This window comes from Glutamicibacter nicotianae, from assembly GCF_006539525.1.
Classification (GTDB): Bacteria; Actinomycetota; Actinomycetes; order Actinomycetales; family Micrococcaceae; genus Glutamicibacter; species Glutamicibacter nicotianae.
On the sequence record NZ_BJNE01000030.1, the window covers coordinates 1 to 12,167 of the forward strand.

11 protein-coding genes are annotated in these 12,167 nt (G+C 57.1%); 7 read left to right on the forward strand and 4 right to left on the reverse strand.

Annotation, left to right across the window (positions count from 1 at the left end; genetic code table 11):
- Nucleotides 1-216: hypothetical protein (locus tag ANI01nite_RS16910; protein ID WP_218024328.1), on the forward strand; the 216-nt coding region annotated here is incomplete at its 5' end.
- 90 nt (nucleotides 217-306) lie between these two features.
- Here ANI01nite_RS16910 and pmfR read toward each other — a convergent pair.
- Nucleotides 307-1,716, reverse strand: a complete 1,410-nt coding sequence (gene pmfR, locus ANI01nite_RS16420; protein WP_141359315.1) for a transcciptional activator PmfR — start codon at nucleotides 1,714-1,716, stop codon at nucleotides 307-309.
- Between the two features lie 327 nt (nucleotides 1,717-2,043).
- Here pmfR and purU point away from each other — a divergent pair, with 327 nt between their 5' ends.
- The 4 genes from purU (at nucleotide 2,044) to ANI01nite_RS16440 (ending at nucleotide 6,290) form a co-directional block, all read left to right on the forward strand.
- Complete coding sequence (gene purU / locus ANI01nite_RS16425; protein ID WP_141359317.1) at nucleotides 2,044-2,907, forward strand: formyltetrahydrofolate deformylase; 864 nt, start codon at nucleotides 2,044-2,046, stop codon at nucleotides 2,905-2,907.
- Nucleotides 2,908-2,967: 60 nt separating this feature from the next.
- Complete coding sequence (locus ANI01nite_RS16430) at nucleotides 2,968-5,442, forward strand: GcvT family protein (protein ID WP_141359319.1); 2,475 nt, start codon at nucleotides 2,968-2,970, stop codon at nucleotides 5,440-5,442.
- A gap of 171 nt (nucleotides 5,443-5,613) precedes the next feature.
- Nucleotides 5,614-5,967, forward strand: coding sequence for a DMT family transporter (locus tag ANI01nite_RS16435; RefSeq protein WP_141359321.1), 354 nt, complete (start codon nucleotides 5,614-5,616; stop codon nucleotides 5,965-5,967).
- Nucleotides 5,967-6,290: a DMT family transporter gene (locus ANI01nite_RS16440; protein ID WP_170214680.1), complete on the forward strand. Its 324-nt coding sequence runs from the start codon at nucleotides 5,967-5,969 to the stop codon at nucleotides 6,288-6,290. Before ANI01nite_RS16435 ends, ANI01nite_RS16440 begins: the two co-directional genes overlap by 1 nt.
- A 327-nt stretch (nucleotides 6,291-6,617) precedes the next feature.
- Here the strand turns inward: ANI01nite_RS16440 and ANI01nite_RS16445 are convergent, their stop codons facing one another.
- Nucleotides 6,618-7,355, reverse strand: coding sequence for a fumarylacetoacetate hydrolase family protein (locus ANI01nite_RS16445; RefSeq protein ID WP_141359324.1), 738 nt, complete (start codon nucleotides 7,353-7,355; stop codon nucleotides 6,618-6,620).
- 782 nt (nucleotides 7,356-8,137) lie between these two features.
- Between ANI01nite_RS16445 and ANI01nite_RS16450 the strand changes: the two genes are divergently transcribed.
- Both ANI01nite_RS16450 and ANI01nite_RS16455 read left to right on the forward strand, forming a co-directional pair.
- Complete coding sequence (locus tag ANI01nite_RS16450) at nucleotides 8,138-9,505, forward strand: NAD(P)H-binding protein (RefSeq protein WP_141359326.1); 1,368 nt, start codon at nucleotides 8,138-8,140, stop codon at nucleotides 9,503-9,505.
- 321 nt (nucleotides 9,506-9,826) lie between these two features.
- On the forward strand, nucleotides 9,827-10,405 hold the full coding sequence (locus tag ANI01nite_RS16455) for a pyridoxamine 5'-phosphate oxidase family protein (RefSeq protein ID WP_141359328.1): 579 nt from the start codon (nucleotides 9,827-9,829) through the stop codon (nucleotides 10,403-10,405).
- A 67-nt stretch (nucleotides 10,406-10,472) separates the two neighbouring features.
- Here the strand turns inward: ANI01nite_RS16455 and ANI01nite_RS16460 are convergent, their stop codons facing one another.
- Nucleotides 10,473-10,607 carry a ubiquitin family protein gene (locus ANI01nite_RS16460; protein ID WP_141359330.1) on the reverse strand — a complete coding sequence of 45 codons (135 nt, stop codon included), beginning with the start codon at nucleotides 10,605-10,607 and terminating at the stop codon, nucleotides 10,473-10,475.
- Between the two features lie 99 nt (nucleotides 10,608-10,706).
- Nucleotides 10,707-11,765 (reverse strand): GTP 3',8-cyclase MoaA, encoded by a 1,059-nt coding sequence (moaA, locus tag ANI01nite_RS16465; protein ID WP_141359332.1) that lies wholly within the window; start codon nucleotides 11,763-11,765, stop codon nucleotides 10,707-10,709.
- Nucleotides 11,766-12,167 lie beyond the last annotated feature (402 nt).

The following is a 12,167-nucleotide window of genomic DNA, read 5'->3' on the forward strand; positions in this document are numbered from 1 at the left end:
ATATTAGAACGACGCCACCACCAACGGCTCCCAACGGGAACGAAGGGTCATCATTATGAACATAGTGGCAGAATACAGAATTATAATGGCGCGATGCTGACCAAAACCACGGGCGTTCAGAATGGCATGTTCCATGCCGAAGAACATCGCCGGGATCTCACTTCAACTGATATCAGCAAAACTTCGAAGGGTGAAGCCCGGCGACTCCGCCGCTAACTAGGCGGGCTGTTCTTTACGGCGCCCCTCTAGGTCGCAACGATAACCGTGATACTGAGCTCCTGCGATACAACCACGATGGTTTCGGCGTCATTTTCTTCCGGCCGCATAGGAAGGCCAGGCTTGGAAGGCCAGCCAAAAAGCCGAAAGATCCGCCGTGGATGCCACGTCCCGCCCCGTTATCTCCTTGATTCTTCCTAGCCTGTAAAACAAAGTCTGCCGATGGATCCCCAGCGCGGATGCGGTTTCATTCCAGCGACGGTCATTTGCCAGGTAGGCAAAGAGCGTCTCGCGCAGTGCGGACGACTTCGGGTCTTTTCCCGCAAGCCCGCCGAGCACTTGTTCCACGATGGCAGAAGCCTCTTTGCGAGAACGCGTCAGCAGCGACACCGTGACGCCGGAGAAATCCATCCACTGCTTCGTTCCTCCAGAACCAAGAACCTTCTGGGCTTCGTTGGCGGCAACTTGTGCATCCCTTAGATCTATGTAGGTCGACGAGACGCCTGCACGTACTTCTAACCGCCCCAGTAAATGACGAATGTCATCGCGTGTTTGCTCGGAGAGCAGAATTAGATGTGACCCTCGTCCGGGGGCAGCTAAAACAGGCAAACCACCAATTGCTATTGCCCGGTTGACTCGTTCCCCATGCTCCGACGAAACGGCTACAATCTGAAACCCGGAGGAAGCATGGCTAGGATGCAGAAATGACTCAAAGCCGTCAGGGAGGTGCCCTTCGAGAATCGATGCAAGTATTTTCGCCGAGCGTTCCGAGTTGAGGCGAATTGAAGGCAGGATTTGGCTCAACGCGACTTCAACGACTTGTAGCAGATGGATCAACAGAAAACTGCTAATTTCCTCGCCCGGATGCTCCGATACCAGAAGCGCAATATCAGCGCTTCCGGGAAGCGTGTAGGAGCGTTGCCGCACGGAGGTAGGTACAGCTTCAGATGGAGAACCTTCTACTATTTCTAGACCGGTCTGAACGTCCACTACCTTCAAGCCAGCCCTGAATAGTTCTTGCAGGCCATCCATCATTCGAACTGGATCGTCGCGCGCGTAAGTTGACAATTGATAAAGCTTGCTGAGTTTGATTACTTCCATCGTTTGTGATGTAGCCGTTGCTGCGGCGACAGTTCGCCCTATCGCTGCGAACGGTGTGCTCGAACTTGCCAAGAGAACAGGAAATGAACGCCTGTCTGCTTCATCCCGCAGTTCCTGATGTATAGCGGGCAGACTGGGGTGGTCTCCCAGCGCCACGCCAGCGAGGCCCGCTTCCTCTAGTTTGGCGATGAAAACTCGCTGCTCCTCGGGCATGTCCGGGACACAGTGCCCTACGGTCATGAGCAGTTCATGAGGACCAAGCCATCGAGCTGGATCCTCCAATTCACAGCTGTGAGCCCAAAGAACTTGCCGACCCAGACCATTGGCACCGGCCAAGACCTGAGTATGCAAACTTTCCAGATTGATTAAGTCCCTCATAGTTAGTGCTAGCTGCTCCATGGACTGATCCTAGTACGACTCAATCCTCTATTTCATGCTGTGAAACGAAAGAGGCCAAAAAATCTTATCCAAGTACTATTCGCCAAACATTTCGCTTTCAGTACGGTGTGTATACCCGAGAAGACGACGGCAAAGGAAATCACACCCATGGGCTCGAGCAACCTGCTTGTCCTACCCGGAATCTATTACGGAATCACCTCGCCTCCGGCTCAATTCCGCCACTCCACCGTCATACGATGTCGCCTGAGTCAACATCGCTCGTAACGAATGTCAACGTGCATGAATTTTCGCCCTCAACGGCACGACTGCTCTCACTTAGGAAACGCAATGGAAAATGCTAAACCCGGCCAAGTAATACTCTCGCTCAGTTGTGAAGACCAAATCGGAATTGTCCACGCTGTGTCAGGGTTCCTAGTTTCCCACGGTTGCAACATTTTGGCCAGTCAGCAATTCGATGACGCAACTGAGAACCGCTTCTTCATGCGGGTTCAGGCAACCTACCCTCCTGCCGTAGGCATCGAGGATTTGAAAACGGCATTCCAGGCAACTGCCTCGACTTACGGCATGTCATGGACGCTGTCGGACATGGAAGTTCGGCCCAAAGTGGCACTGCTGGTTTCCAAGGCCGAACATTGCCTGAATGACCTGCTTTTCCGTTGGCGGTCCGGATACCTCAAAGTTGACTTCGCGTTCATCGCGTCGAACCACACGGACCTTCAGCCAGTTGCCGAGGCTCACGGCATTCCCTTCTTCCACATCCCCGTCACGCCCGATACGAAACACACGGCTGAGGCCCAGCTGGTAGCCCTCCTCACAGAGCATGAAGTGGAGCTAACGGTTCTGGCTCGCTACATGCAAGTCTTCAGCGACGACCTATGCCGCGAGTTGTCCGGAAAGGCCATAAACATCCACCACTCGTTCCTCCCCGGTTTCAAGGGTGCTCGACCTTACCATCAAGCATTCGATCGAGGCGTTAAACTCGTTGGTGCCACGGCACACTATGTGACTGCTGAGCTGGACGAAGGGCCAATCATTGAACAGGAAGTACTTCGCGTTGGCCACGATTACAGCCCGGCAACATTGTCGGTGGCAGGACAGGATGCAGAACGGCTAGCCCTATCACGAGCCGTTCAGTGGCACGCGGAGCAGCGAGTGCTGCTCAATGGCCACCGTACTGTCGTCTTCAACTAAGCACATTTTTCACGGTGCTTGCTATCGGGCACCATCACCGGATAAGAAATGAGACCATAAATGGACAGGCTTGTCGATCGCACCCTGAGTGCCAAAATGTTCACCGATACCTCCAACGATCCATTGCCACCCAAGGTCAGGACCGTGATTGTCGGTGGAGGAATAATCGGTTCCAGCATTGCTTACCATTTGGCTGCGGCCGGCGAGACGGACACCCTGTTGCTGGAAAACAATGTTGTGGGGAGCGGGACGTCATGGCACGCGGCTGGACTGGTGACCGGGGCCCGAGGTTCCGCCACGATGACGAAGATGGCGAAATACAGCCTTGAATTCTACCGAAATCTCGAAGAAAAATCAGGCCTGGACGTCTCTTTCCAGCGCTCGGGGTCTTTGAGCGTGGCGCGAACGGCTGGCCGTGTAGATGAACTCCTCTACGCCAAAGATGTCGCCGACCAACAGGGCATTGCAACCGAGTGGCTTACTCCTGACCGCTATAAGGAAGTGTGGCCATTAGCTAGCCACACAGGAGTCCTAGGAGCACTCCTGCTGCCTGAGGACGGACACGTGAATCCTGGATACGCCACCGTCGCCTTTGCTAAATTGGCCCACCAACTTGGAGTGCAGGTCCGCGAAAACGTTGATGTCCAGCAGATTTTGCGTGACGATGAACGCGTTGTCGGTGTTCTCACGGACCAAGGGCCCGTCCATTGTGAACGAGTCGTCTTGGCGGCGGGGTTGTGGACTAGGGATCTCGCCATCACCGCGGGCGTAAACGTTCCTCTGTATGCGGCGGAACACATTCATGTTCGCACCGGCGAAATAGCAGGTGCCTCACCTGATCTACCTGTGTATCGTGACCTAGACAACAGCTATTACATCCGCCACGAAGCCGGACGGCTGTTGATTGGAGCTTTTGAACCCAACGGACTTCCGCGGCCCGTTGAAGATATCTCCAGGGAGGGCTTTGCCGAATTCGAGCCCGATTGGGAGCACTTTGCTCCAATCCGAAAGAAGGCCGAGGCTACGGTCCCTAATCTGACTTCGGCAGGATATGAGCGTTTCCTCAACGCCCCTGAAAGTTTTACGCCTGATGCGAATTTCGCGCTAGGCCCGACATCCGAATTCCCTAACCTCTTCGTTGCGGCCGGGTTCAACTCCCAAGGCATCATTTACGCACCCGGAGTTGGCAAGGAACTGTCCAAATGGATCATTTCAGGCACCCCAGGATTTGATTCTTCCACCGTCGACATTCAACGTTTTTCCCGTCACCAAAACAACCGCCGATACCTCAAGGCCCGCACGAAGGAGGGGTTGGGTCGTCTCTACGCCATGCATTGGCCAAACTTGCAGCTAGAATCTGCGCGCGATATCAGGCGTACCCCTCTCCATTCCCGTTTGGCTGAATTAGGTGCATGTTTCGGCGAGGTGAACGGTGGGGAACGAGCCAATTGGTACGGCGAACCAGGTACATCACCGCAATACGACTTCAGCTACGGACGACCCAACTGGTTCGGTCGTGTCGCGGAAGAACATGAAGCTGCACGTGAGGGAGTTGTCCTATTCGATCTCAGCCCCTTCGCCAAGTTCGAAGTGTCCGGACCGGATGCCCTAGAGGTATGCCAGTATGCCACAACGGCCAATGTCGACGTTGAAAATGACAAGGCGGTCTATACGCTATTCCTTAACGATGGTGCCGGCATCGAGCTCGACGGAACAATTACTCGCCTCGCCGTCGATCGATTTCTCGTTGTGACTCCGTCATTCACGCAACAGAAGACGGAATCCTACCTCAAACGGCTTGCGCGTGGCAAGGCGGCAGCGGTGTTCGACTGCACCGCGGCACTAGCCACAATTGGCGTCATGGGCCCAAAAAGCAGGGAACTCCTGAGCAGGATTTCACCGAACGACTGGTCCGACAAAGCCCAGAAATACACGCACGGGCGAACCGTGGAAATCGCAGATGGCTACGCCTACAGCCTGCGTGTGAGTTTCGTAGGCGAACTGGGATACGAGATCTACCCTAGTGCGGACTTGGCTGTTAATGTCTTTGACGCGTTATGGGAGGCCGGGCAAGATCTGGGCGTCAAAATGGCGGGATACCATGCGCTTGATTCTCTGCGTAGCGAAAAGGGTTTCCGGCACCTGGGGCATGATATCGGCCCCGATGACGATCCATATTCCGCCGGGCTCCGCTTCACGCTGGATATGGACAAGCCCGGCGGTTTCGTGGGAAAGCAAGGACTTATGCACCTGGACCCCGCAGCCCCAAAACACCGAACCGTGTACGTACTTCTGGAGGACCCCGAGCCCGTGTTTGTTCACGATGAGACGGTCTTCTGTAATGGCTTGCCCGTCGGACGGATGACGAGCGGAAGTTACGGCCACACGTTGGGTGGAGCCGTGGGACTTGCTGCCATCGACCCCGACACAGACCTAGCTGGGAGCTTCGAGGTCCAGTGCAAGGGCAAGCACTACCCTGCGACGGTTGCGCGCCGTCCGTTCTACGATCCCAAAGGGGAACGGCTTCGCGGCTAACTCTTCTCGCGGACCGGCCTGTCCGTCCGAGACCTTGCTGCGGAAAAACGCCAGGCAAGACCATATCCTGCCACGGCCGGAAAAATAGGTAGTCAACACATTTACTAGCGGAGGAGTCTTCCCAGAAGGCTGACCACGTTGGCGAAGATTAGCCATTGAAGGGGCACCATAGTGAAGAAGTGGCTCTCTCTTTCTGCAGCAATTCTTTTGGAGGTAAGTGCGACGGTGGCGCTCAAGGCCGCCCTGGAGCGGCCTGGGTGGTACCTGCTTGTGGTGGTGGGATACGTCGCCGCTTTCGCCCTGCTCACTAGCTGTCTTCGCTTGGGTATGACGATCAGCGTCGCCTACGGGGCTTGGGGCGCCGGTGGAATTATCGCCACCGCGCTGCTCGCAGCGATGATCTACGATGAGCCATTGACTTCGCTGATGGCCCTCGGCATGGTGCTCATTCTTACTGGAGTGATCACCCTTGAGCTCGGAGCACAAAAGGCGCACCGAGCCCCGGACAAGGGCAGAACGTTATGATGTGGTTCTTTTTGAGTTTGGCCATAATAAGTGAACTGGCAGGAACCATCTCATTGCGGGCTTCGGATAGCCTCAAAAGGAAGCTATGGCTCGTCGCAATCGTTCCGGGCTACCTCTTGTCCTTCGTATTCCTTAGCGTGGCGTTGTCCGAGGGGCTCCCCCTTGGGGTCGGCTACGGGATCTGGGTTGCATGTGGCGTTGCGCTCACCGCCGTTTCCGCTCGTATCCTCTTCGGCGACCCCTTGACACTGCGTATGGCATTTGGAGTCTTGCTCATCGCCACGGGGGTGCTCCTTGTAGAGCTTGGTACAGCGGCACGCTGAGCTGTTTTCCCCGCAGATGTGTTTTAAAACTGATTGCGGATACCCAAGCCGCAGCGATCCAGTCCTGCTTTTGACTCACACCCAAATGACCTCTACGCCCGAGTGAGCTGTTTCTCTCGCTTTCTTCCAGGTCGTGCTACCGTAGCCGCGGTGGCACTCGCACACAGCGAGCAGCCGATGCTGGATTAGACTCGAACAGGTGGGAAATACCCGCAGAAAGGCGTCGGAACCCCAAACGCTTTCCGCGAGCCGATACGCCAATTCCTTGATCAATAGGCCGCACCAGGGTAATTTCCATACCTCGGTTCACAGTCTTCCGAATATTTCTCATATCACGGAGTTGGTAAGGGTTCCGATGCCTTTGAGCGTTATGGCGACCTGATCCCCGGGATCGACTGCCACAGCGGTTCCGGGGGCGCCGGTCATCACAATGTCCCCAGGTTCCAGGCTTACCCATTTCGTGACGTAGACAAGACAATCCAGGACGCTTGACGGCAAGTTGAATGTCCCGGACTGTGCCTCAATCCGGTCGTTGACGGTCACTTCAATGCTGATTCCATCGGGATCTTCGATTTCGGTCTCGATCCAAGGGCCCACCGGCGTATAGTTAATTCCTCCCTTGGATTGGAACAGCCTCTCATCGACACGCCCTTGGTCGGCATTCGTCACGTCATTTGCGATCGTGTATCCCAGCACGTGGCTGTAAGCATTTTCGCGAGTGAGGTTGGCCGAGCGTTTGCCGATGACCACCGCCAGCTCACCCTCAATGTTCACAATGCCTGCCTCCCGCCTCGCCGCAATCTCATCTCCGGGATTGGCCAAGGTGTGAACGGATTTGTGCCAGGCCTGTATTGGCAGCGCGTGCCCAGTGCCCGCGTGGTTATGTCCGATGCCCACGATCACAGAGGGACGTACCGGGGCGAGCAACTGCGCACCCATGACAGGTGTCACTGGTCCTGAGTAAACCAGGGACTCGGCAAAAGGGCTGTCAATATGGTGCCATTCATTGTTTAGCAAGACTGCGTAGGTGGACCCTTCCTCGGTATTTACTCGCGCTATGCGCATGTTCCACTCCTTCCTTAGGTTGGGGTCGTCGGAACCTTAGTTCGCAGCCAGCCTGAGCCACCGTTATCTTCGAACATGGGTCATGATTCGTGTTTTCGGCAGGAACCGACGACGTGCGTGGCTGGCAAAAGGGCCCAGAATGGCTTGGGTAAAGCAATATTCAATATTGTAGTCAAGCCCGGCTTTCCTGTCTTCGAGTTGGATCTGCACCGCCTGGTTCTGGGAGGGCACCTTCATGGTTGCAGGTTGTAATTGTCGCGAGCTCTAAAGATAACTCGAGACTCGTCGACCGTTGGATAAATTCCGCAGTGATCAGGCGTGGCTCCTTAATTCGGCGTTCGTCTAGCGAGGATCCCAGATCGACTTAACAGGGGAAAACCCGATGAAGACGGATGTGAGGAAGGTCGAATGCAAGTGGTACTGCCGACCAGGTAGGTCGACTTGCAGAACCAGGTGTTGGCCAAGTAGGCCCAGCTCGTGCACGAAACTACCGAATGCGCCGTACAAGCCGTGCTTTATCCCGGTCAACAGAAGAAGCCTTGATGATTTCGTCTGACTATGTTGTACATATTGCGGCTTTGAGGTGCTGGCATTGTCCCGATACAGACATATCGCAAGGACGGTTTGTGCTCAACCGTGCGATGCATTGGCATACTACCCGCGGACAATGGTTATGAGGCGGCGGGAGCGGCGGACAAAGCATTGCCTCGACCGCCACAGGCCTCTTGCTTCCGCCGGTGACGATCTTAGGCTGATCGGCAACATAGCCGGGTGCCGAAGCCGTGATCGATGTGCTTCAGCATATTAATTATCAGCAGGACTCACTCCTACCTCGACGTGACAGGAATCACACGACCACCATCCTAGTACTCGGCGCGACCGGCAAGGCAGGTCGTAACCTGGTTCCCGCCCTGCTCAGTCGCCAGGTCGAGGTTCGGGCAGCAACCCGGAACTCCGAGGCGTTCGATGGAACCTCCAACGCCACGGTTGTCCGCTTCGATTGGAATGATCGTCAGACTTGTTCCGCAGCGCTCGACGGCGCCGATGGTGTCTACTTGATTAAGCCCGAGAGCGAAAGCGCCACAGATCTCGTGAGCGAATTCCTCGCGGAAATGACCAGGGCCGGTGCCTCGCGGCTCGTGCTCCACTCGGAGGATGCTGCGAAGACACGCTCGGCTACCGATGAAGAGCGGCGTGTTGAGTTGGTCGTTGAGCAGTCCGAATTCGACTGGACTATCATCCGACCCAACTGGTTCATTCAGGACTTGGATGACCAGTACTTCTTTGGTGGCATGATCCGTGACAAGGGCATCATAGCCATGACGACCGGAGGCGCAGGTGTCTCTTGGATCGATAGCCGAGACATCGCTGCGACGGCCGTCGAGCTCTTATGCGACCCCAGCCTATGCCGTAACGAGGCGTTCACCTTAAGCGGACCGGAAGCCCTGACGATTGAGGCCCTTACCAACCGGATCAGGTCCATCACCGGACACCATGTAGTTCCCGTGGAGGAGACGATCGATGCTGCGGAGGTGCGCATGAGGCGCGATGGCCTACCCGAAGATCTTATTGCTTACCTGAAGCGGCTGAACGCATCCATCATCGCCGGAGACACAGCAACGGTAACCGACAGCGTCGAGCGCGTGACGGGACGTCCACCCCGCAGCATTGACAACTTCCTGGCCGAATGGGCACCCCAACTGGCCGCCCAGACGGAGAACGTGTCACGCGCCGTCGTCAAGGCCAACGAGGCGTTGTTCGGTCGACAGATCAAAGCTTGGGCGGGCAACGACATCGATTCGCTGCTCGAATGCTACAACAACGACATAGTCTACGTTGACGTGCCGTTCCCAGACCAGCCGGTACGCGGGCTTGATGCATTCCGCGCCCACATGATCAACTACAACGGCCAGTTTGACAGGTCGGATTTCGTGGCCGAGATCATCACTCTAGTCGCCAATGAAACCCACGTCGTCGGAGAACTATTCTGCACCGGGCGCTACATCGGTACAGGTTCTCCGGAAGGCGGGGTCATCATCAGTTGGTCCGCCACGTTGGTCGAGACCGTCGTGGAGGGCAAGATTTGCTCGGAGCGGGCGTACTTCGACCCCACAATTTTCGAAAAGGCAGTGGTCAAAGCGTCTTGTTGAATCAGGTTCTCGCGTAATCGGAATTGCGCCCTGTCGTAACACAAGAATCACTAGGCCATTACATCGGAGAGGGGTTCTCGGGCCCGCCAGTCCAGGACGACAACTGGTATGAGTGGCCTCGAACCGCTATCGGGAGGGCGCCCCTCAACATCGATATTCAGGTCATGGATCAGCAGTCGACCACACGATCCGCAACGAGGCCACCCATCCTCGGAATCGATCGTAAATAACAGGCACGAGGGTGGATGCGGGGCAATGAGTTGACGCCACCAAAAATAAATAGCCTTGGCGGGACACTCGACCTCAACGAAAGGGGACCCTATGGCAGACCCCAGGCAGAAGAAGATCTGCGAGACTATCAGAGAGCTTATGCATACGGCAACAACCGGCCGCTCGCCGTTTACCATCATGCGTCCCGCCACCGTCGACACCGGAGGAGCGCCGAATGCGCGCGTCGTGGTGTTGCGCGAGGCAAACGATGGAGTTTTGTCGTTTATCACGGATCTCAGATCGCCCAAAGCTAAGGAGATATGCGCCCAACCGCTCGTCAACCTCAGCGGATACGAAGCCAGCTCCTCCGTGCAGCTCCGCGTCGCAGGACGGGCCAGAATAAACACAGACGAGGAACGGCGCAAGAAATTTTGGAATGGCCTTCTCCCGCACACACATTTGCTCTTCTGGTCTCCGCTGGCCCCCGGGGCCATAGTCTCCGCCCCGGAAGACTTGTACACAGAAGTGGAACTGCTCAACGGCGACTCCGCTAAGCTTTACGCGCATTTCGGGCTCGTCGACGTGATAGTTGACTGCATCGATTGGTTGGATCTCTCAACAGAGCCGCCCGTACGATGCCGCTTCGCGCGCACCCGCGACGGCTGGGAAGCGAGCTGGCTAGCTCCGTGAGGGGAGTTACTTTCTAGTTACCGGGACAAGCCAGTAGCAAAGGCTAGTGGTAATCAGAGGAAAGGTCCTACGGGCCGGCGAAGGGCGGCAGCACGTCCAGCTCGTCGCACGGGTGCAGGGCGCGGGCATGCTCCTGCTCGCTCACGCCGTTGACAAGGAAGCTGCAACGCGCCAGCGCCGCGCCCAAGGCGGCCGAGGGCATCCCGGCATTGTCAGTCAGGCAGATGAACTCGTTTAGGCCGAGTCGTTCTTCGGTGGTGCCAGTGGCCTGTGCGGCGGCGGCAAACTAGCGAATGCGCAATTATCCTCCGATGGCGCTCATGGAGCGGTCCGATTGTACAAAGTCCTTGGAGCCGAGCCCCGTGTGCTCCATGCCGTGGGCTCGGGGCTTGCCCCACATCGCCGCCCGCCAGCGCTCGGCGATTGCCGCATCGTCTGAGCCGTCGCGCAGCAGCGCGGACAGGTCGGTTTCCTCGCGGGAGAACAGGCAGCTCATGACCTTGCCCTCAGCGGTGATGCGGGTGCGCTTGCAATCGGCGCAGAAGGGCTCGGAGACCGAGGCGATGATGCCCACCGCGCCCAGTATGGTGTCTGGGTCCGCGTGGGTGGAAACCAAGAAGCGTTCGGCTGGAGCGCCGTCGCGCGGACGGGTGTCCGGGGAGAGGCGGAAGCGGGATTCCAGGTAGGCGCGCAGATCCGCGGCGGTGACCATGTTGTCTTTGCGCCACACATGGTCCGCGTCCAGCGGCATCTGCTCGATGAAGCGCAGCTCCAAGCCGCGCTCCAGTGCCCAGGCCAGTAGCTCGGGTGCCTGTTCGTCGTTGATCCCACGCATCAACACAGCATTGATCTTCACTGGGGCCAGGTTGGCGGCCAGGGCCGCGTCGATCCCGGCGAACACCGAATCGATGTGGTCGCGCCGGGTGAGCTTGGCGAACGTCTCCGCGTGCAAGGTGTCGAGGGAAACGTTGATCCGGGCCAGCCCGGACTCCTTGAGCGCCGCGGCCTTCTTGGCCAGACCCACCCCGTTAGTGGTCAGGGAGATGGGAAGGGCCGGGTGTTCAGCGCGCACCGCCGCGATGATCTGGGGCAGGTCCACGCGCACCAGCGGTTCGCCGCCGGTGAGGCGCAGTTCGCGGATCCCCAGGTCGTGGACGCCGATGCGCACGATCCGGGCGATTTCCTCGAGGGTGAGCAGCTTGGACTTGGGCAGCCAGGCCAGCCCGTCGGCGGGCATGCAGTAGGTGCAGCGCAGGTTGCACTTGTCGATCAAGGAGATGCGCAGGTCGGTGGCCTGTCGGCCGAACTTGTCGCTGAGCCCGGGGGCGTCCGCAGGTGCCTGGGTCAGGATAGTGGGCATGGGCAGGCTGACGGTGCTGCGCGGAGTATCTGTGTTCGTCGCCATATATTGAGGGTAGTACACAGGAGGGGCTTTCGTCGCCATGCATTTGCGCCGTTGGCGGACACCGAGATGGGCACGGTTTTGTTAATGTGTATATTTGTGCATCATTTTACTATTTTTGCCGAATCTTTATGATTTTCTGACAAATCCACGGGCTTTATGAATGTTCTTCCCCGCAGGGCAACATGAACACTTCTTGATTGCCCAGATTTAGGATGGAGTCCACGAGATCACTCTTCCGTCGAAGTGTCCCGGAGAATGGGGATGCCACTGAAAAATACTGGCCGTCACGTTGCGGGATGCGGGCAGCGAACCGGTGGAGCTAGTCCAGGCATTGGGCTGCACGCTGGCCCTGGACCT

Bases quoted from the DNA above. Each gene is read 5' to 3' on its own strand.
- pmfR (WP_141359315.1), bottom strand. From the start codon at position 1,716: ATGGAGCAGCTAGCACTAACTATGAGGGACTTAATCAATCTGGAAAGT.
- purU (WP_141359317.1), top strand. From the start codon at position 2,044: ATGGAAAATGCTAAACCCGGCCAAGTAATACTCTCGCTCAGTTGTGAA.
- ANI01nite_RS16430 (WP_141359319.1), top strand. From the start codon at position 2,968: ATGGACAGGCTTGTCGATCGCACCCTGAGTGCCAAAATGTTCACCGAT.
- ANI01nite_RS16440 (WP_170214680.1), top strand. From the start codon at position 5,967: ATGTGGTTCTTTTTGAGTTTGGCCATAATAAGTGAACTGGCAGGAACC.
- ANI01nite_RS16445 (WP_141359324.1), bottom strand. From the start codon at position 7,355: ATGCGCATAGCGCGAGTAAATACCGAGGAAGGGTCCACCTACGCAGTC.
- ANI01nite_RS16455 (WP_141359328.1), top strand. From the start codon at position 9,827: ATGGCAGACCCCAGGCAGAAGAAGATCTGCGAGACTATCAGAGAGCTT.
- ANI01nite_RS16460 (WP_141359330.1), bottom strand. From the start codon at position 10,607: ATGCCCTCGGCCGCCTTGGGCGCGGCGCTGGCGCGTTGCAGCTTCCTT.
- moaA (WP_141359332.1), bottom strand. From the start codon at position 11,765: ATGCCCACTATCCTGACCCAGGCACCTGCGGACGCCCCCGGGCTCAGC.